This is a genomic window from Sphingomonas echinoides, from assembly GCF_029623395.1.
Classification (GTDB): Bacteria; Pseudomonadota; Alphaproteobacteria; order Sphingomonadales; family Sphingomonadaceae; genus Sphingomonas; species Sphingomonas echinoides_A.
In genome coordinates, this window is record NZ_JAPYKK010000024.1 from 43,598 (window position 1) to 63,409 (window position 19,812).

The window sequence follows — 19,812 nt, forward strand, 5'->3', positions numbered from 1 at the left end:
ATGATGCAGCGGCTATTGTCGTGGTTAACGCTGGTCCCCATCTTCGTCGACGGCGGAAGTGTTTGGCGTCGCGCCGGTTCCGTGACGGCGATCGGGTGAGGCGCGGTCGGCGGCAGTTTTCGGATCGCCAGAGCCTGCTTCGGCGTCGGCGTCGGGCAGTGCTGGCGGGTTGATGAAATTGGTCTGGGTCGGATAGGCCAGGGCGATCCCCTCGTCGTTCAGCCGACGCACGATCGCCAGGCCAAGCGTGTGGCGCGCATCGTAGAAGTCCTGGAACGCGGCGCTCGGGGAATCGAACTGCACGTCGAAATCGTAACTGTTGGCGCCAAAGCCGGTAAAACCGCTGCGCACGAACTTCATCCCATGCGCTTCGATCAATTCCTTCAGCATCGACGGCAGGGCTTCCATCGTGTCGATCGGGGTCCACTGGACAACGCCGAGCACGAACACGACGCGCCGATATTCGCGCGAACTGTTGTTGATGATTTCCTTTTCCAGAAGCTGCTTGTTCGCAACGACGCGTTCTTCGCCGGTCACGCCGCGAATGCGCGTCGACTTCAGGCCGATCGCCTCGACCGTGCCTGCGGAAGAATCATAGCTGATCGCGTCGCCGCGTCGGAACGGGCGATCGAAGATGATCGCAAGCGCGGCAAACAAATCCGCGAAGATGCCCTGCGCGGCAAGACCGATCGCGATGCCGCTGACGCCCAGCCCCGCCACCAGTCCGGTGACGTTGACGCCCAGATTGTCGAGCACGACGATCAGCGCGATCGCGAACACCGCGAAGCTGACGAGCAGGCGGATAATCCCCATCGCACTGCCGATTGCTTCGCCGGTATAATGCTCGCTCCGCGTGCGATGCTCGATCGCGCCGAGGATCAGTTCGCGCGCCCAGATCGCCGCCTGGAACACCGCCGAGATGGTGAACAGGAAGTTGATGACGCGCGTGACGTCGGCGGGCGGGTTCGCAAACCCGATCACGAGTTTGGCGGCGAGCACCAGGATGAAGATGTTGCCGGTGCGCGTCACCGCCCGGCCGAGGACGATGCCCCAACCGCCCAGCTGCTTGTCGCGCACGCACAGTCGGTGGCCCATGCGACGTGCGAAATGGAGCGCGATGACGATCGCGGCGCCAGCGGCGAAGGAAATCAACAGTTGCAGCCAGTAATCGCCGATCCAGTCGACCGTCGTCCTGACGAGGCTTTGGACCTGGCTGTTGACGTCGCGCACGCGGATGGGCGGCAGGACGGCCGCAGTTTTCTGACTCATGGTGTACCTCAGGCAGCGCCGGCGAGGATCGGCGTGCCGATGGTCGCCGTGCCATTCTCAAGAAAAGCGATCAGACCGCGCTCGACGCGGGTGAGATGCTGGGTCGATCGCGGCAGGCGCAATGCTGCACGGAATTCGCTCTGGCCGTGCTTGGCGATGTCCAGCAGCGCCGGGTGGACATACGACTTGCGCGCGATCGCGGGCGTGTTGCCCAGCGCTTCGCATACCGGTTCCAGCATCGTCTTCAGGCTGATGTCGTGTTTCGAATTGGCGAGCGCTTCGAACGCCAGCACGCTCGCGCTCCAGGTGCGGAAGTGTTTTGCGGTGAAATCGCCGCCCATCGCGTCGCGGATATAGGCGTTGACGTCGGACGAGTTGACCGGATGGCATTCGCCCTCGGCGTCCACCCAGCGGAACAGATGCTGGCCCGGCAAGTCCTGGCACCGCTTGACGAACCGGCTGAGCGACCCGTCGGTGATCGTCAGCATCCGCAACTTGCCCGACTTCGCCTTGAATTGGAGCTTGAGCGATTGCCCCTTTAGCGCCGCATGGCGCTTCCGCAGCGTCGTGGCGCCGAAACTCTTGTTCGACTTAACATAGCCTTCGTTGCCGATGCGAACCTTGCCGAGATCGAGCAGCCGCACCACGGCGGCGACGGCCATGTCCTTGTCGAGCCCCCGACGTTTCAGGTCGGTCTCGACCCTGGCGCGTAGCTTGGGCAAGGCATGCCCGAACGGCGCGCACAATTCGTATTTCGCGGCCTCCTGCGTTTCGCGAAAGCCCAGGTGATAGCGATATTGCTTCCGGCCCTTCTCGTCCCAACCGACCGCTTGAATATGGCCGGTGGAGGAGGGGCAGAACCAGGCGTCTCGGTACGCCGGCGGAAGGCCGATGGCGTTCAACCGGTCGATCTCGGCGCGATCGGTGACACGCGCTCCGTCCACGCCGTAATAGCCCCAGCCGTGCCGCATCTTGCGTCGCGTGATGCCGGGTTCGCTGTCGTCGTGATACGAAATCGTCGGTGTGGTTTGCGCCATGTCCGTAAGGAATGCACGGGTCGGCGCATCGTTCCGGAACAGGCGCGCGCACTCACGGGTTGAGCACCGCGAGCCCCCGAGGCTTGTTCCCAATCGAATTATCCAATGACCGGAGATTGTCATGGCTGAGCTTTCGCAAGCGCACGTACTCATCATCGCGACGGACGGCTTCGAACAGGCCGAATTGTTCGAACCGCGCAAGGCGCTGCTCGATGCAGGCGTCAAGGTCACGCTCGCATCGATCAAGACCGATCCGATCCAGGGGATGGTGTTCGACGAAAAGGGCGACACGATCACCCCAGACACGACGCTCGACGAAGTCGACACCGAAGACTTCACCGCGCTGCTGCTGCCCGGCGGCGTCGGCAATCCGGACAAGCTGCGCATGAACGACCGCGCGGTCGAGATCGTCGAGGAATTCGCGGACGACGGCAAGCTGATCGCGGCGATCTGCCACGCGCCGTGGCTGCTGATCGAGGCCGACGTAGTCGACGGTCGTCGCATGACGAGCTGGCCGTCGCTCCGCGTCGATCTGGCGAATGCCGGCGCGGACGTGGTGGACGAGGAAGTCGTGCGCGACGGTCCGTTCATCACCAGCCGCAAGCCGGACGACATCCCCGCCTTCAACAGGGCGCTGCTGGCGGCGTTGCAGGAAGACCTGGACGATCAGGAAGCGGACGAGGACGAAACCGCGGACGCATAAGGTGCAGAACCGGCTCGCCGACGCGCGGCGAGCCGGTTCATCGCCGTTTGCGGAGGGCGTTCGACCCAGTGATAGAGCGCAAACGAACTTGCTAAAACGAGCGCGAGATACAGCACGACGAGGGCAGGTGGAACGGCATGGGCGTCCCGCACCAGCACCAGCTTGAACACGACGAACAGCAGGAAGTGCCCGAGATAGGTGGCATAACTGACCTCACCCAACCAGTGGAGCAGCGGTCCCGCCAACGGGTTGCCGCTCCTGTCAGACGTGAGCGCCAGCGCTAGCAGCAATGCGGCGAACCCCAGCGGTACGCCAAGCGTTTCCGGAATCCCCAACCCGACCGACCCGACCGCGCCCGTTCCAAGAAGGGCGGCGATCAGCGCGGGCCGGGCAGGGGCCTTCCGCCACCGCTGCCACAAGCCGCAAACCGCGCCCCCGATCGCAAATTCGATCAGGCAGCGCCGCAGCCCGAAGGTCCAGATCTCGCTGCCAAGCGTCGCCGCGCCAGCCATGCCGAAGTGTAGCAGGACGCCCAGCGTGACGATCGCCGCCAAAACCAACGGAATCGGCATCCGGCGCCAGTCGATCCGCATCGCCAGCAGCGGGAACAGCAGATACGCTGCCCATTCGGTGCTGATCGACCAGCTCGGATCGTTCCACGCGAGATGATCGGTAAATCCCCAATTCTGCAGAAGCAGGACATGCAGCGGCAGGTCCGCAAAGGGGTAAGCACCGGGGTTGTGCTTGCCCACCATCGCCAGCACCAAGGCTAGCCCGACCGCGCACGCCAGCATGAACAGATGCAGCGGCCAGATCCGCGCGAGCCGACGCCACAGGAAACCGGGGACTCCCGCGATTCCATCCGCCCGCAGTCGGTCGCTCCAGCTTAGCCACAATACGAAGCCCGACAGCAGGAAGAAGAAGTCGACCGCGAGATACCCCTTGGCGAACACCGCAAGCCAGAAGGGCGGCAACCCAGCGATCGAAAGACGAATATGATACAGCACGACGAACCACGCCGCGATCCCGCGCATCCCGGTCAGTGCGCGCAATTCGGGCCGGTTGCCGGTCACGCCGCCAGCTTCGCTGTACGGGCCGGGCGCATCGGCCGGAACGCCTGCGTCGCCCGCTTGCGCGCGAGATAGCTGTCGAGCCCGATCTGCGCGCCGATCAGCATGTAGACGAACGGCTGGAACGCGATCGCGATGAACGCCGCCCCCAGCAGATAGACGATATGCGCGGATTGCAGCGCGCCCGCGAGCGGGGCAATCCACGCGTCGCCCGCCTCGGCCTTGGCGTAGCGTCGGCGCAGCACCTCCATTCGCAGCAACCCGCCCAAGTTGATCATCGCCCAGATCGCGAGGCCGGGGAAACCCTGCTCGCCGATCATCTCGAAATAGGCGCTGTGGAACGCGCGCGCCTTGTCGACCGTCAGCTTGCGGTCGACGGTCGCGTTGTTGCCGTCGCCTTCGACCTTTTCGGTGTCGTAGCGGATCTGGTTCTGGCGATACATTTCGAACCCGCCGCCCAGCGGATGCTGTTTCGCATAGTCCCACGTCCAGCCCCACACCGCGAGCCGGGTCGAGGCGGATTCATCGCCCTTATAGGTCTTGATCGTCCCCATCCGCTCGGTGAACGCGCTCGGCAGGAACGGCACCGCGATCATCCCCGCAGCCGCAATCAGCCCGAGATACAGCAGCTTGCGCTTTGCATCGCGCAACATCAGCAGCGCGACGAGGCCGATGCACAGCAGCCCGGTCCGGGTCGACGTGCCGACCGGGATCAACAGGCACGCGAACACCAGCGCATAGCAGAACGCCGTACCCTTCCAGCCCGGCGGGAAGATCGTGCCGTGCCGCGCAAACCACAGGATCAGAGGAATGATCGCGACCGCAACGGTCGAGATGGTCGATCCTTCGTACAGCCCCGAATTGTTCGAGACCATCAGGTTGAGCGTGCCATAGCCGCCCCCGCCGCTGGCGATCGTCTTCAGGCCACCGACGATGATGATCGAGGATGCCGAGGCGATCATCACCAAGAGCAGCGCCTCGATCCGAAGCTTGGTGCGCAAGGTGAGGGGGAGGAAAGCGGCGAACGCCAGTGTCTTCCACACCCATGCCCATTTCTCCAGCGCCTCGACCGGAAAGTCCGCGCTGCGCGTCGTGAGGCCGCAATAGAGCAGCAGCAGCACGATCAGCACCTGCCGCGGCGCGAACCGCACGTCGCTTTTGTCGTCCGCCAGCACGAAGCCTCCAACCGCAAGCGCCACCGCGATCAGCGAAATCGGGACGGCGTTGAGCAGCAGGTAGGTCAGGCGCTGCGGGGACACGATATCGATGTAGACATAAGCCAGAACGAACAGGAACGGGCGCCGGAACCCCGCCGCAAAGAAAGCGGCGAGAAACGCGACGAAGAACAGGTCACGCACGCGGCCGCGCCCGTGTTTTCCGGAAAGGCTTTGCGGGGGGCGGCGTCGGCTGGTCCGCAGGCGCCGCTTCGGCATCAAGATCGGGGCGGCGCAGCAACAGCCAGACTGTCAGCGCGATCAAGCCATGGCTGATCGCGAGCGCGAAATTGTCGATCATCCTCCGCTATACCTTTCCGCCGTCCCCGGACCGGGGCGTTGCGCGCCACGCCGGATCGCCCGGCTGTCGAGCGCCGTCCTAACCGCGCGTCGGTTGAGGCTCCGTTAAACACTGCCGCGCTATCGGACGGGCATGCGGATTCTTCACATCCTAGATCATGGCCTACCGCTCCACAGCGGCTACACCTTTCGCACGCGGGCGATCCTCAAGAGCCAGATGCGACGCGGCTGGGAGGTCGCGGCGGTGACGGGGCCGCGCCACGGGGATTCGGCCGTGATTGCCGAAACGGTCGACGGGATCGACTTTCACCGGACCGCACCCGTGCGGAAAACGCTGCCGGTCGTGCAGGAATTGCACGAAATCTACGCCTTTTCGAAGCGAATCGACGCCGTTGTGGCGGCATTCTGTCCGGATGTGCTGCACGCGCATTCGCCAGTGCTCGACGCGCTCGCCGCGTTGCGGGTGGCGCGGCGCCGGCAATTGCCGCTCGTCTATGAGATTCGCGCGTTCTGGGAAGATGCGGCGGTCGGCAACGGCACCGGGCGCGAAGGGTCGCTCGTCTATCGCGCCACCCGCGCGCTCGAAACCTATGCGGTCCGGCGTGCCGATGCGGTCGCGGTGATCTGCGCCGGCCTGCGCAGCGATCTCGTCGCGCGCGGGATCGATCGGAACAAGATTTTCGTCTCGCCCAACGGTGTCGATCTCTCGGTGTTCGGCGAACCCCTGCCATATGACACCGCGCTCGCCACGGCGTTGGGGATCACGGACGCGGAAGTCGTCGGGTTCATCGGCAGCTTCTACGATTATGAAGGGCTCGACGACCTGATCGCCGCAATGCCGCAACTCGTCGCGGCGCGCCCGAAGGTGCAGCTCGTCCTGGTTGGCGGCGGACCGGCCGAGGCAGCGCTGCGCGCACAGGCCGCGGCATCCCCGGTTGCGGACCATATCCGCTTCGTCGGGCGCGTGCCGCATGCCGAGGTCGAGCGCTATTACAGCGTCACCGACATCCTCGCCTATCCGCGCAAGCCGATGCGGCTGACCGATCTGGTCACGCCGCTCAAACCGCTCGAGGCGATGGCGCAACGCCGGCTGGTCGCGGCCTCCGATGTCGGGGGGCACCGTGAACTAATCGAGGACGGCGTGACGGGTACGCTGTTCACGCCCGCCGATCCCGCCGCGATGGCGCGGGCGCTGGCGGGGTTGCTCGCCGACCGGCAAAGCTGGGAACAGCGCCGCGACCGCGGACGCGCGTTCGTCGAGCGCGAGCGGGACTGGGCGCGCAACGTCGGCTGCTATGCGCCCGTTTACCAGAAACTCACCGATCCTCTGGCAAGGTTCACCCCATGGCCAACCGTTCCGATCCTAAACGCGTAATTCCCGTCGCACCGATCGTGGGGTCGATGGTCGGTGCCGTGGCGGCGGTCGCCTTCGCGCTCCTGCCGATGGCGCTGGTCGAGGACGTCGTGCTCGACAGCGGGATCGCCTCGGTCGTCGCGGCGGCGGCGCCACCGCTCGGCTTTACCGCGCGCTTGCTGCTCGTGGTGCTGGGGGGCGGAGGGCTTGGCATGATCGCGTGGCTGGCGACGTACCTGCTGCTGGGGCCGAGCGACGCGCCGATCGCCGGGGATGGGTTCGTGCTCAAACCCGCGAGGGAGGAGCCTGAAGACGCCCCGATCCTGCGGCGGGCCGATGCGCATCCGGACGCGCCGTCCCGGCCTCCGCTTCGCGCCGACCGCGATCTTGGCGCCCGGCTGTTGGACGTGGCGCCACCATCGGGACCGGCGGTCGGAGATCGCGCGCCGGCGCCCGTGGCGGATGTCGACCGCCCGGCGGCGTTCGTTGCGGGACGCGCGATGCCGGACGATCTCGACCAGCCGCTTGCGGCCTACGCTGTCGTCGATCCCCCGGCACCGACGGCGGTGGCACCGAACAGGGACGATCCTGCCGAAACGATCCATGCGCTGCTCGATCGGCTCGAGCGCGTGCTGCAGCGGACTCCCGCTGCCCCGGTCGCGCTGCGCGACGGGACGCCCATCGCACCCGCTTCGTCACCGGCAAACGGATCGCATCCGGGGGCGTTCGAAGACACGCTCGCCACGTTACGCGCGCTGGCCATCCGCTCGGTCTAGGTTTCGACGGTCAGCACTTCGACGCCGAGTTCCGCGCGCTCACCAGTGCGCGTGATGGTCGTCACGGCCACGTCGGCGACCAGATGACCGCGCAGGGGCAGATCGACCTCGTCCAACGCAGCGATCCAGCCCTCAATTCCCGGACCTTCGACCGACAGCGTCAGCCGGTGGCAAGCACCGACGAACGTCGCACTCGCCCAGCGGCGGGTTGCGAGCGCATACCACGACAGCACGATCCCGTGCCGGTCGGCATGCCGTTCGAGCGCGCGCCGCAGCAGCGTCGCGGCGTCGGGACCACGGCTCATCGTGATGCCTCATCGTGTTGCGCGAGGAAGGTTTCAATCCGTTGCACCATGCGCGCGCCGGGCTCGCGCCCGCGCCGGAGATCGTCGACCAGGCGGGGGTCGCCCACCGCAAGCCGCCCGAACTTCGTCCGCGGCATCGCCGTTGCGCGGAGATAGCAATCGATCTTGTGCAGCACCGACATGTTTGCCCTTCCCAGTTGAGTCGCTGTATGTTCACGATGTGTTCCGCAATCTCCAACTTGTCTAGGAAATTTCCTATGGTATCGTCGTGAGCATGAGTACGCTTGATCCCCGCGCACGGCTGGAGGCTCTGATCGCCGAACATGGCGTGGGGTATGCGGCGCTGTCGCGAATGCTGCGGCGGAACGATGCGTATCTTCAGCAATTCGTCCGGCGCGGTACGCCGCGTGTCCTCGCCGAGCGCGATCGGGCGTTGCTGGCGGCCTATTTCCGCATCGACGAGAGCGAACTAGGGGGCAAGCCCGCGCCCGTCATGGCCGCGATCCGACGCCTTGCGGTGGAGGCGTCCGCAGGCCCCGGCGCGATGGTCGACGGTGCCGAGAGCCGCGACGATGCGCGTACGATGCTGCTCGATCCGCGGCTTCTGGCCGATCTGCGGCTGGCTCCGGCCCATGCCAGCATGCTGACCGCGCGGGGCGATTCGATGGTGCCGACGATCGCAGACGGCGACGCGCTGGTGGTGGACGAACGCGACCGCACGATCGGGCCGCGTCCGGCGATCTTCGTGGTGCGACACGACGGCCAGTTGCTGGTCAAGCGCGTGTCCCGACAGGAGGACGCCATCGTCGTCTCTAGCGACAATCCCGCTTATCCGGACATCGTCACCTCTGACGCGGTCATCATCGGCCGCGTCGTCTGGCTATCGCGCGCCTTGCGCTGAGCCGCTGCCGTAGATTCAGCCGTCGCGTTTGCGATCCAGCAGCCATATCGCAAGCGACATGGCGATCCCCGCCGCTAACCCCGCGAGAAACCCGCGCGTCGGCCCGAGCGGCGTGAACAGGCCGACCGCGACACCGACGATCGCACCCAGCGCAATCAAGAAGCCACCGGCAAGCGGCGAGCGGGGCGGGCGGGAAGCAGGCATGATCGTGCGTCTGCCATGTCCCGCACGCAGACACCAGCGTCCCGAAGCGGGAAGCGTGGATCAATCGGAACAGGAACCGGAAAATGACCTGTTGCCGACCAGTGACGTGGCCGACAAGAGTTGGTAGGCGCCCCCCAGTTCCAGGTGGTTCTTGCGTTGCCTCGGGACTTTGTGGAGCCAGAATGCAGCAACTTCCCTACCTTGCCGACCGCGCCGAGTTCACCGACGCGACCGACTTGATCACCATGTTCGGCACCGGCGCGCGGACCGAAGCCGCTGCCCGCGCGGACCGCAGTCGGGACCTCGGCAATTATCTCCACTTCTGCCGCTGGCGGCAGATCGAACGGTTGATCGGCTGGCTTTCGTCCGACCGCGCGATCGGCACGGTCCACTAAGCCGGATCGGCAACCCCTCTGTCGTTTCGTGGATTGCCGGGCTAGGAGGGCGGCCATGTCGTTTCCGGTTGGACGACGGGGCCAGTTGCTTGCCGCCGTCGGGGTCTTTGTCGTGGGGTGTCCGGGGGCGGTTGCACAGGTGCGTCCGGCAGCGGGGCAGACCGATTCGGTCGCCGCGCCGGTCCTGATTCCTACCGAACCCCAAACCCTCGACCCGCAATCGCCGATGGCAGCATTGCCGGGGCTCGGCGTCGATTGGCCGGATCTAGCAAAGGCACCGACCGAGCCCGTGGCGGCACCAAGCGCTGCCACGCTGACCGGCGAAGTTCGCTATAGCTACCGCGTCGACGGAATCGACAACGTCGCCAGTACGCTGCTGCGCGAACGGTTCGATCAGTTGTCGACGTTGCGGGTGAATGACGGCCAGCCCGCCAATGCCGCCCAGCTCGATCGCCGCGCGCGCGAGGATGCAACGCTGCTGACGTCGCTGTTAAAGGCGGACGGCTATTATGATGCGCGCGTCGCGACGCGAGTCGAACCCAATGCGGTTCGCCCTTTGGTCGTGCTCGATGTCGATCCGGGCGTCCTGTACACGTTCAGCGGCGTAACGCTGACCGGCCTCGCTGCGGCGGGCGACAAGGAAGCGTTGCTGCGCGACGCCTTCCGGTTGCGCGCCGGGGATCCGGTCAATTCCGATAGCGTCGTCGCTGGCCAAACGGCATTGACGACGACGATCACCGACAAGGGCTTCCCGTTCGCCGTGATCGCCGACCCGGCGATCGTCGTGGATCGCGCGGCGCGCACCGCGACGCTCGATCTCGCGGTCGTGCCGGGGGCGGAGCGGCGGTTCGGTCACGTCGTCATGATGTCCGGGCAACAGGTGTTCGATGCGGATCACGTGCAGGAAATCGCGCGCTTTACGCCGGGCAACCTTTACGACGCCTCCGCGCTGGTCGATCTCCGGCGGGCGTTGATCCAGACTGGGTTGGTGTCGACGGTCAAGGTCGAGCCGGTCGAGGGCAAGACCCCCGGCACAGTCGACATCGCGGTCGGGGTCGAACGCGCGCCGCCGCACACGATTGCCGGCGAAATTGGCTACGGCACCGGCGAAGGGGCGCGATCCGAAGTGAGCTGGACGCACCGCAACCTGTTCCCGCCCGAGGGCGGGCTGACGTTGCGCGGGGTGCTGGGCACGCAGGAGCAATTGGCGAGCGTCATCTTCCGCCGCAACAACTTCAAGGGCCGCGACCGGATCCTGACCGGGTCGATCACCGCATCGAACCTGAAGCGCAACGCCTATCAGGCGCGCACCTTCGGGCTCGCGGCAAGCCTGGAGCGGCAGACCAACATCTTCTTCCAAAAGAAATGGACTTGGTCGCTCGGCGGGGAATTGCTCGCATCGGACGAGCGCGACGTGATCCTGTCGACGGGCGCGCCCCGGCGGCGGACCTATTTCATCGGCGCGCTGCCCTCGACGCTCACCTATGACGGGTCGGACGATCTGCTCAACCCGTCGCGCGGGTTCCGTCTGAGCGGGCGCTTCTCGCCCGAACTGTCGCTCCAGGGCAACGTGTTCGGCTATTCGCGCGTCCAGCTCGACGCGAGCACCTATCGCAGCGTGGCGAAGGGCACCGTGCTCGCCGGGCGCATCCGCATGGGGACGATCGTCGGCGCGCCGCGCGATGCGATCGCGCCGTCCCGGCGCTTCTATGCGGGCGGCGGCGCGTCGGTGCGCGGCTATGGCTATCAGGACATCGGCCCGCGCGATCCCAACAACGATCCAATCGGTGGGCGCAGCCTTTCCGAATTCTCGATCGAAGCGCGGGTGAAGGCGTTCGGCAATTTTGGCATCGTGCCGTTCTTCGACGGCGGCAACATCTACACCAGCGCGCTGCCGAGCTTCACCGGCATGCGCTACGGCGCCGGGATCGGCGTGCGCTACTACACCAACTTCGGCCCGATCCGGATCGACGTCGGCACGCCGGTCAACCCGGTCAAGGGCGATCCGCGAGTCGCGGTCTATGTCTCGCTGGGACAGGCGTTTTGACCGAGCCGGTGCCGCCCGAAGCGATCGAGACCCCCGCTGCCGTGCCAAAGCGGCGGCATTGGGGGCGGATCGTGCTGGGGGCTATCGTCGGTCTGGTGCTGCTCGCGGTCGCGCTGGTGGGGATGCTCGATACCGGGATCGGCCACCGTTTCCTGACCGACCGGATCGCCGCGCTGCGTCCCGCGAACGGCTTGCGCTACCAGATCGGGCGGATCGAGGGGTCGATCTACGGCAAGGCGAGGCTGATCGACGTGCGCGTGCGCGACCGGCGCGGGCTGGTGTTCGCCGCGCCCCGGGCCGAGCTCGACTGGGCACCGTTGCGATGGGTGCACAACCGGCTCGACATCACGCGCCTGCACATCGCGCAAGCGCGTCTCGAACGGCTGCCCGACCTGATCCCCTCGACGCGGAAGGCGCCGATCCTGCCGTCGTTCGACATCCGGATCGGATCGCTGTCGGTGGACCGGCTCGTCCTTGCGAAGGCCGTTACGGGCACCGAACGCGTGGGGCGTCTCGCTGGCCGGGCGGACATCCGCAATGGCCGTGCGCTGATCGACCTGAAGGCGGCGGTCGCGGGCAGCGATACGCTGCGGCTCAAGCTGGATGCCGCCCCCGATCGGAACATGTTCGACGTCGCCGCTTACGCGCGTGGGCGGGCGGATGGCGTGCTCGCGAAGCTGGCGGGGTTCGCCCGGCCGATCGCGCTCGATATCGCCGGGCGCGGGACGTGGAAGCAATGGGATGGCCATGCAATCGCGGATATCGGCACGGTCCGGCTGGTCGACCTGAAGCTGACCAACCGCGCAGGAACCTATGCGCTCGACGGCGTGCTGATCCCCGCGCCGCTGTCGCACGGCAAATTGCAGACCCTGTCGACGCCGCGCGTGCTGACGCATGGCAGCGCGACGCTGGTCGATCGCCAGTTGAAGGGCACGCTGTCGCTGCGGTCGGGGTCGCTGAACCTGACGGGCGACGGGACGCTCGATCTTGCCGCGAACGCGTTCCGCTCCGTCCGGCTCCACGCCGTGCTGCTGCGCCCGAGCGGACTGTTCCGCAACATGAGCGGCCGCGCGATCGAACTGCGCGTGCTGCTCGATGGCGCGTTCGCCACCGCGCGGTTCGATTATCGGCTCGCCGCCAAAAGGTTCGCGTTCGACGATACCGGGTTCGAGGATGCCTATGCCGCGGGCAGCGGACGCCTGTCCAAGACGCCGGTGCTGGTCCCGATCCGGTTCGTCGCCAAGCGCGTGACCGGGGTGGGCGACGTCGCGGGCGGGATCCTGCGCAATCTCACGATGCAGGGCGTGCTCCGTGTCACCGCGACGACGGTGACGGGCAACGCGATGCGGCTGACCTCGGACAAGCTCAACGGCCGGTTCGATCTGCAGCTCGACCTGCGCAACGGACGGTATGAGATCGCGCTCAACGGCGGGCTGAAGCGCTATCTGATCCCCGGTCTGGGCATCGTCGATGTCGCGACGGTGCTCAAGGTCGTGCCCGGTTTGGACGGACACGGCACGCGCGTGATGGGACAGGGCACCGCGCAGATGGTCCGACTCGACAACGCCTTCTTCCGCTCGCTCGCGGGCGGGTTGCCGCGGATCGTCACCGGGCTTGAACGGACTACCGACGGCGTGCTGCACCTCAATAACCTGGTGCTGACCGGCCCGCAGATCCGCATCACCGGCAACGGCATCCGGCGGCGCGACGGGACGTTCCACTTCGAGGGGACGGGGACGCAGCAGACCTATGGCCCGCTGACGCTCAAGCTCGACGGCAAGATCGACCGGCCGACGATCGACCTGGTGTTCCAGCGGCCCAACGAGACGCTGGGGCTGCGCGACGTGGTCGCGCACCTCGACCCGACCGAGGCGGGCTTTGCGTTCACCGCAAGCGGCGGATCGCGGCTCGGGCCGTTCACCGGCAATGGCGCGATCCTGTTGCCCAAGGGCGGGGGCGGGACGATTGCGATCGCGGATCTCGCGGTCAGCGGGACGCATCTGTCGGGGCCGCTCGCGATCGTCGATGGCGGGTTCGACGGACGGCTCGCGGTGGCGGGCGGTGGCGTGACCGGGGCGCTCCTGTTCGCGCCGGTCGGCGACAACCAGCGGATCGAGGCGCATCTCGATGCGCTTGCCGCGACGCTGGCGGACGGCGTCACGGTCCGACGCGCGCGATTGGATGCAGTAACCGTGCTCGATCCGGCGGGAACCACGATCGAAGCGACGCTGACCGGCGGCGGATTGCGGCGCGGATCGCTCGTCCTTGCGCGGTTCGGCGGCAAGGCGTCGCTGCGCGGCGGGGTCGGCACGATCACCGCGTCGATCGCGGGATCGGGCGGGCGCGCGTTCGATATCCAGTCGGTGACGCAGGTCACGCCCGATCGCTATACCGTCTCGGCGCAGGGCACGCTCGACCGCCGCCCGATCAAGCTGGTGACGCCAGCGGTGTTCACCCGCGATGGCGAAGACGGCTGGCGGCTTGCCACCACCGCGCTGACCTTTGCCGGCGGGGATGCGCAACTGTCGGGCCGGTTCACCCGCGGTGCCAACGCGATCGACGCGAAGGTCGCGCATATGCCGCTCGCGATCCTCGACATCGGCTACCCCGGCTTGGGGCTGGGCGGGAGCGCATCGGGGAGCCTATCCTATGCACAAGGCGGGACGAACCCGCCAACGGGGCGGATCGACATGACCGTCCGCGGGCTCACCCGTTCAGGCTTGGTGTTGACCTCGCGCCCGGTCGACGTCGGCGTGGCGGGGATCCTGTCGGCCGACCGGATCGCCGCGCGCGCGGTCGCGGCGACCGGCGGCAAGACCGTCGGGCGCGCGCAACTGCTGCTCAACCTCCCCGCCGGGACCGATCTGGCAAAACGCGTGGAGGAAGCGGGTGTGTTCGCGCAACTCCGCTACGACGGCGCCGCGGACACGCTGTGGCGGCTCACGGGAATCGAGCTGTTCGACCTGACCGGCCCGGTCGCGATCGGCGCGGATGTCGGCGGGCGCGTGAGCAACCCGCAGATCAAGGGCGTCGTCCAGGCGCGCGGCGCGCGGATCGAAAGCGCGACGACCGGCACCGTGCTGACCAACGTCGTCGCGAACGGCCAGTTCGGCGGATCGCGCCTGACGATCGACACCTTCACCGCCGATGCGGGCAAGGGCGGCAAGGTCGTCGGCAAGGGCGCGTTCGATTTCGGCGCGAACAGCGGGTTCGACCTGTCGGTCCAGGCCGACCATGCGGTAATGATCGCGCGCGACGATATCGGCGCGACCGTGACGGGCCCGTTGCGCTTCCTGTCGAACAAGCAGGGCGGGACGATCTCGGGCGAACTCCGCCTCGACAAGAGCCGCTACCGGCTCGGCCAGGCGACCGCGGCGAGCGCGGTGCCGCAGCTCAACATCCGCGAAATCAACATCCCCGGCGGCGGGACCGAAGACGACGACGTCGCGCCCGCTCCGTGGCGGCTCGCGATCCATGCGCGCGCGCCCAACCAGCTGATCGTCTCAGGGCTCGGCCTGCGCAGCGAATGGTCGGCGGACCTGCAGATCGGCGGCGCCCCTGACAATCCCGCGATCTCGGGCCGCGCCGACCTAGTACGCGGCAATTATGACTTCGCTGGACGCACCTTCGCGCTGGAACGCGGCAAGATCCTGTTCACCGGCGACGTTCCCGCCAACCCCGCGCTCGACATCGCCGCCAATGCGAGCACCACCGGATTGAACGCGACGATCAACGTGACCGGGCCCGCGCTCAAGCCCGAGATCGCCTTCTCGAGCACGCCCGCGCTGCCGCAGGATGAGTTGCTGTCGCGCCTGCTGTTCGGCACCTCGATCACCAACCTGTCCGCGCCCGAGGCGTTGCAACTCGCGTCGGCGGTGGCGGCGTTGCAGAACGGCAAGGGCGGGCTCGACCCGATCAACGCGGTGCGGCGCGTGGCGGGGCTCGACCGGCTGCGCATCGTCTCTGCCGACCCGCAAACCGGGCAGCGGACCTCGGTGGCGGCGGGCAAATATATCACCCGGCGTTTCTATGCGGAGATCGTGACGGACGGGGCGGGCTATTCCGCCACGCAGGTCGAGTTCCAGGTGACGCGCTGGCTGTCGGTGCTGTCGTCGATCTCAACGCTCGGGCGGCAAAGCGCGAACTTGCGGGTTTCCAAGGATTATTGAGGGCGGGGTAGCGCCGCGGCCGCTCTCCTCATGCTTTACGGCGGCCTGCGATCGGCAAGGTCGTTCGCCCGCGTTGTGAACCGGTTCGCAAGGGCGTGCACCGCTCGGCCGCAGATCAGCCTAATCAGCGTCGTCTGAAATGCGCCCACGCGCGCGTAGCGCTGCCCGTCGCGGAAGATGCGATCGCAGCGACAAAGAAGAAATCGCGTGCCTATCCGTCGGTCTTGCGCGGCTCTCCTATACTAAAAATATCGATCAACCGTCTCATCGCAAGACACATCGTCCTGTCCTGCTGGAAACAGCCGACGCGGGACGATGGCATAGAGGATTTAATCTTTGAAAACGCCTCTAAGGGCCGGGGTTGCACTTGCCGTGCTCATCCTCGCCACGCCCGCTCTTGCCCAAAACGCTTCGCCCGATCAGGCGGGTCTGGCCGCGCTCGTTCGCGCGCAGGCGAACGAGATCGCCGCGCTACGCACCCGCCTCGACAAGATCGAAGGCGAGCAGCCGACGACGGTAACACAGGCGCCGACCACCGCGCCGATGCGAGCGGTCCCGCTCGCCGGTCGTCTGCAGACCGCCAATGACGACGGTCTGGCAGAATCGTTCGCCCCCCAAATCATCGCCCCGGGTCTTGCGGACCAGACGGTCGCGCAGGCGCGTGCCGCCGCGATGAACACCGCGGGCGTCAAGACGGAATGGCGCGGCGGTCTGCCGATCTTCCGGTCCGCCGACGGCAAGTTCCTGTTCAAGATGCGCGGCCGCATCATCAACCACGTCAACTCCACCTTCGGGTCCAGATATGACGCGCGCAACATCACCACGACCGGCGCGCGCGCGTTGCGGATCGGGATCGAAGGCGCGGTCGGGCCGCACTTCTTCTATCAGTTCGAAAACGACTTTGCCGACAACGTGTCGGATGTCGGCACGATGTTCGTTGGTTGGCGCAACGATATCGGCAAGCTGTCCTACGACGTTCGCTTCGGCAACATGTTCAACGATCGCAGCTTCGAGGGCTCGGGCGGATCGGATGCGCCGCCGTTCCTCGAGCGCAACGTCGTCGCGACCGCGATCATCCCGCAACGCGGCTTCTATGGCATCGCATTCATGCCGCGGCTGTTCTGGAGCACCGGACACGCGTCCGTCACGATCAGCGGCGATTCGGTCGATGCGAGCCAGGTGGTCGGCGATAGCCGCACCGTGATGGGCCGTGCGCACTGGAACCCGATCAAGAGCGATCGCGCGTTGCTCCATCTCGGGCTGTGGGGCTTTGACGAGAAGCTGGCGGTCGGCCCTGGTTCGCTCACGCGGAACACGGTCATCGGCGGGCGCTTCAATGGTACGCTTCGGGTCGGCAGCGGGACGCTGGTCGGTGGCACGGGGACGACCGGCTACGGCGCCGAAGTCGGCGGCTATGTCGGGCCGCTGTGGGTCATGGCAGAAGCGGGCCAGCGCCACGCACGCCTGAATGCGGGGCGTCCGGATTTCGTCAGCAAGGCGTGGAGCCTGTCGACCGGCTATTTCCTGACCGGGGACTTGCCGCCGTACAACCCCCGCCTCGGCACCTTCGCGCAGCCCAAGGTGCTGCGCCCGGTGTTCGAAGGCGGCCCCGGCGCGATCGAGCTGACCGCGCGCTACGAAAACCTCGATTATGCCAGCCTGGCGACGGGCGGCACGGGCTGGGCGGCAACGGCGGGGACCAACTGGTATCTCGACAGCGTGATCCGTCTCCAGTTCAACGTGATCCGCTGGCATACGGATAATCGCGCCGGCGCGTTTACCGGCGGTGATTCCGGCGAAACGGTGACGGGCGGGGTCGGGGTGACGTTCTAACCCGTCATTCTCGGGAGGTCGCGCGGACTGCACCGCGCGACCTCCGCAGAAAGGGCAAGTATCGACCGCATCATAGGGTCGCGGGCGTTACCGGGTGAACAGATACCCGACGCAGAACAGAAAGACCGCACCTTCCAGCATACCGATCAGGACGTTTCCGGCGGCCTGAAGATACCCGATCCCCAGAACCTTCGCGAACCACCGCGCTTCCACGATCCAGTAGTTCACCAGCGTCACGACGGCGAGCCAGCGGCCAAACGTCGCGAGCGACTGGTGATGATCGGCACCGAGGCTGGCGCTGAGGCTGAGACCGAGCGCGAAGACCGCGGCGGGATAGCATTGCTCGTAGAATGGCTGCTGCAGCGTCGCGCGATCGAGCTTCACCCCGCTGCGCCGGATAAGACGCGCCGCCAGAAACAGCGGGAAGGCGGCGAACACCACGACCCGAAGGACCAACGCACTTGCGTTGTCGTTGACGAGATCCGCCAGCCCGTGGTGGTTGGCGATGATCAGGTCCGTCTGCCCCAAGGCCGTCGCGACCGTATGCGACAGCAGCAGCGACAGCGCGAGAAACAACGGCGGGCTCAGGACGGAGGAATATTGCTGGTCCTCCGGCAACGCGGCCTCGGCGTCGATCTCGGTCATGATGACGATCGGCCGAAACGTCGCCCGCCACAGCGTGATCGGGAAAAACAGCAGCCAGCTCATCACCTCATAGAGGAGTTCGTCCAGCGAATTGAGCCACTTCATGAAATCCATGCCGTATCATGGGCGAACCGTATCCGGCTCGCAACGGGGTCTTGCACTTCCGGACAAGAGGCGGTTTGGTGGAGGGGAGACAGGAGAAACGTAGATGCGACGGTCTATAGCATCGCTCGGGATTGCCGTTTGGATGGCGTGCGCGTCCTCCCCGGCGGTCGCGCAGGGCGCAACGGCGAGTTCGGCGACCGAGTTCGTCCACATGGCCGATCGCCTCAAGCCGGGGCAGTGGGTGTGGGCGCCGGGGATCGCGTCCGCCGGGCAAGTGCTGGTCTATGTCGACCTGTCCCGCCAGCTTGCGACGGTCTATCGCAATGGTGTCCGGATCGGCGTCGCGTCGGTGTCGTCCGGCAAGCCCGGGCACGAGACGCCGACTGGCGTGTTCACGATCCTGCAGAAGGACGCGAACCACCGTTCGAGCAAATATAACAGCGCACCCATGCCCTATCAGCAGCGCCTGACGTGGGACGGGGTCGCGCTCCACGCCGGGGGTCTGCCGGGCTATCCCGAGAGCCACGGCTGCGTGCATCTGCCCTACGGCTTTTCCAAAGAGCTGTTCGGCATCACGTCGCTCGGGGCGACCGTGGTCATCAACGGCGATGCCGCCACCCACGTCCGCAGCTCGGGTACGAGCCTGCTCGCGCCCTTCGATACCAAGGGCCGACCGGTCGACCGGCAACTGTTGGACGGACAGCAATTCACCTGGCAACCGGATCGCGCATCCTCCGGGCCGATGACGATCATCGTGTCGAAGTCTGACGCGCAGGTGGTCGTCATGCGGGGCGGCGTGGAGATCGGCCGCAGCGTGGCGCAAGTCGACGACGATGATCCCGGCAGCCACGTGATCACGCTCACCACCGGTGCCGACGGGGCTCCGCGCTGGGTCTATATCGGTTTGCCGGGGCACGAAGAGGAAGCCGGACGCGCGCTCGACGAAGCGGTCATCAACCGGCTCCGCTTACCCCGCGCGTTCTACGAGCCAGTGCGCGCCGCGCTTCGGCCGGGAACGACGATCCTTATTACGCAATCGCAAGTCGGCACCAGCGGTGGGGAACCGCTGACGATCATGGACGCTGTTGTTCCACGACCGTAAAATCTTCGTAACCAGTCCCACTGTTATTGGGATCAACAGGGAGAATTGCCATGTCGAGCCTAGGACGCTCAACGATCGTTAGCGCTGCACTCTTGGTATCGATCGGGTTGCCCGGCGTGGCGAACGCCCAGTCAACCGGCCTTGAGGACATGGTCGGCGCCCGCGCCGGTCAGGCGGAAGGCGAATTGCAACGGCGCGGCTACGTCAACACCGGTGGCCAGCAAGGCGATGATCGCAGCTACACCAACTGGTGGAACGCCAGTCGCCGCCAATGCGTGACGATCGCCACGATGGATGGACGCTATAGTTCGATCCAGCCGACGTTGCCGCCCGATTGCCGGCAATCGGCCAATCAGCGCCCGAACCCGAACTATCAGGGCCAA

The 19,812-nt window shown here is 66.5% G+C and carries 18 protein-coding genes and 1 pseudogene; 10 read left to right on the plus strand and 9 right to left on the minus strand.

Annotation, left to right across the window (positions count from 1 at the left end; genetic code table 11):
* Positions 1-24: 24 nt before the first annotated feature.
* Positions 25-1,269, minus strand: a complete 1,245-nt coding sequence (locus QBJ92_RS13970) for a mechanosensitive ion channel family protein (RefSeq protein ID WP_277970314.1) — start codon at positions 1,267-1,269, stop codon at positions 25-27.
* Positions 1,270-1,277: 8 nt separating this feature from the next.
* Complete coding sequence (locus QBJ92_RS13975; protein WP_277970315.1) at positions 1,278-2,306, minus strand: DNA topoisomerase IB; 1,029 nt, start codon at positions 2,304-2,306, stop codon at positions 1,278-1,280.
* A 121-nt stretch (positions 2,307-2,427) separates the two neighbouring features.
* Between QBJ92_RS13975 and QBJ92_RS13980 the strand changes: the two genes are divergently transcribed.
* The gene (locus tag QBJ92_RS13980) at positions 2,428-3,009 is read left to right on the plus strand and encodes a type 1 glutamine amidotransferase domain-containing protein (RefSeq protein ID WP_277970316.1); all 582 of its coding nucleotides are present in this window, start codon (positions 2,428-2,430) and stop codon (positions 3,007-3,009) included.
* Here QBJ92_RS13980 and QBJ92_RS13985 read toward each other — a convergent pair.
* Genes QBJ92_RS13985 through QBJ92_RS13995 form a run of 3 tightly spaced genes read right to left on the minus strand, consistent with a single transcriptional unit; the run spans position 2,973 to position 5,594 of the window.
* Positions 2,973-4,082, minus strand: a complete 1,110-nt coding sequence (locus QBJ92_RS13985) for an acyltransferase family protein (protein ID WP_277970317.1) — start codon at positions 4,080-4,082, stop codon at positions 2,973-2,975. The two genes, QBJ92_RS13980 and QBJ92_RS13985, sit on opposite strands and share 37 nt — an antisense overlap.
* A complete protein-coding gene (locus tag QBJ92_RS13990; RefSeq protein WP_277970318.1) occupies positions 4,079-5,437 on the minus strand; it encodes a putative O-glycosylation ligase, exosortase A system-associated in 1,359 nt (452 codons plus the stop codon). The genes QBJ92_RS13985 and QBJ92_RS13990 overlap by 4 nt, the downstream gene beginning before the upstream one ends.
* Positions 5,430-5,594 carry a hypothetical protein gene (locus QBJ92_RS13995; RefSeq protein ID WP_277970319.1) on the minus strand — a complete coding sequence of 55 codons (165 nt, stop codon included), beginning with the start codon at positions 5,592-5,594 and terminating at the stop codon, positions 5,430-5,432. The genes QBJ92_RS13990 and QBJ92_RS13995 overlap by 8 nt, the downstream gene beginning before the upstream one ends.
* A gap of 132 nt (positions 5,595-5,726) precedes the next feature.
* Here QBJ92_RS13995 and QBJ92_RS14000 point away from each other — a divergent pair, with 132 nt between their 5' ends.
* Positions 5,727-6,968, plus strand: a complete 1,242-nt coding sequence (locus tag QBJ92_RS14000) for a TIGR04063 family PEP-CTERM/XrtA system glycosyltransferase (RefSeq protein WP_277970320.1) — start codon at positions 5,727-5,729, stop codon at positions 6,966-6,968.
* Entirely contained in the window at positions 6,938-7,723 is a 786-nt protein-coding gene (locus QBJ92_RS14005; RefSeq protein WP_277970321.1) for a hypothetical protein, read from the plus strand. The genes QBJ92_RS14000 and QBJ92_RS14005 overlap by 31 nt, the downstream gene beginning before the upstream one ends.
* Here QBJ92_RS14005 and QBJ92_RS14010 read toward each other — a convergent pair.
* Together QBJ92_RS14010 and QBJ92_RS14015 are read right to left on the minus strand one after the other, a co-directional pair.
* A complete protein-coding gene (locus tag QBJ92_RS14010) occupies positions 7,720-8,028 on the minus strand; it encodes a hypothetical protein (RefSeq protein ID WP_277970322.1) in 309 nt (102 codons plus the stop codon). The two genes, QBJ92_RS14005 and QBJ92_RS14010, sit on opposite strands and share 4 nt — an antisense overlap.
* Positions 8,025-8,210, minus strand: coding sequence for a hypothetical protein (locus QBJ92_RS14015; RefSeq protein ID WP_277970323.1), 186 nt, complete (start codon positions 8,208-8,210; stop codon positions 8,025-8,027). Before QBJ92_RS14015 ends, QBJ92_RS14010 begins: the two co-directional genes overlap by 4 nt.
* A gap of 92 nt (positions 8,211-8,302) precedes the next feature.
* On the opposite strand from QBJ92_RS14015, the gene QBJ92_RS14020 reads away from it, so the two are divergent.
* Positions 8,303-8,929, plus strand: a complete 627-nt coding sequence (locus tag QBJ92_RS14020; RefSeq protein WP_277970332.1) for a S24 family peptidase — start codon at positions 8,303-8,305, stop codon at positions 8,927-8,929.
* A gap of 15 nt (positions 8,930-8,944) precedes the next feature.
* Here QBJ92_RS14020 and QBJ92_RS14025 read toward each other — a convergent pair whose 3' ends face one another.
* Positions 8,945-9,133 carry a hypothetical protein gene (locus tag QBJ92_RS14025; protein WP_277970324.1) on the minus strand — a complete coding sequence of 63 codons (189 nt, stop codon included), beginning with the start codon at positions 9,131-9,133 and terminating at the stop codon, positions 8,945-8,947.
* Between the two features lie 182 nt (positions 9,134-9,315).
* On the opposite strand from QBJ92_RS14025, the gene QBJ92_RS14030 reads away from it, so the two are divergent.
* From QBJ92_RS14030 to QBJ92_RS14045, 4 genes are all read left to right on the plus strand, one after another.
* Complete coding sequence (locus tag QBJ92_RS14030; protein WP_277970325.1) at positions 9,316-9,528, plus strand: hypothetical protein; 213 nt, start codon at positions 9,316-9,318, stop codon at positions 9,526-9,528.
* A 55-nt stretch (positions 9,529-9,583) separates the two neighbouring features.
* The gene (locus QBJ92_RS14035; RefSeq protein ID WP_277970326.1) at positions 9,584-11,575 is read left to right on the plus strand and encodes an autotransporter assembly complex protein TamA; all 1,992 of its coding nucleotides are present in this window, start codon (positions 9,584-9,586) and stop codon (positions 11,573-11,575) included.
* A gap of 122 nt (positions 11,576-11,697) precedes the next feature.
* A complete protein-coding gene (locus tag QBJ92_RS14040) occupies positions 11,698-15,744 on the plus strand; it encodes a translocation/assembly module TamB domain-containing protein (RefSeq protein ID WP_431358409.1) in 4,047 nt (1,348 codons plus the stop codon).
* Positions 15,745-16,080: 336 nt separating this feature from the next.
* Entirely contained in the window at positions 16,081-17,577 is a 1,497-nt protein-coding gene (locus QBJ92_RS14045) for an OprO/OprP family phosphate-selective porin (RefSeq protein WP_277970328.1), read from the plus strand.
* 87 nt (positions 17,578-17,664) lie between these two features.
* On the opposite strand, the gene QBJ92_RS14050 is transcribed toward QBJ92_RS14045, so the two are convergent.
* On the minus strand, positions 17,665-18,336 hold the full coding sequence (locus QBJ92_RS14050; RefSeq protein ID WP_277970329.1) for a hypothetical protein: 672 nt from the start codon (positions 18,334-18,336) through the stop codon (positions 17,665-17,667).
* Positions 18,337-18,430: 94 nt separating this feature from the next.
* Here QBJ92_RS14050 and QBJ92_RS14055 point away from each other — a divergent pair, with 94 nt between their 5' ends.
* Positions 18,431-19,429, plus strand: coding sequence for a L,D-transpeptidase family protein (locus tag QBJ92_RS14055; protein ID WP_277970330.1), 999 nt, complete (start codon positions 18,431-18,433; stop codon positions 19,427-19,429).
* A 50-nt stretch (positions 19,430-19,479) separates the two neighbouring features.
* Positions 19,480-19,812: pseudogene (locus QBJ92_RS14060) on the plus strand (hypothetical protein); the annotation flags it as partial.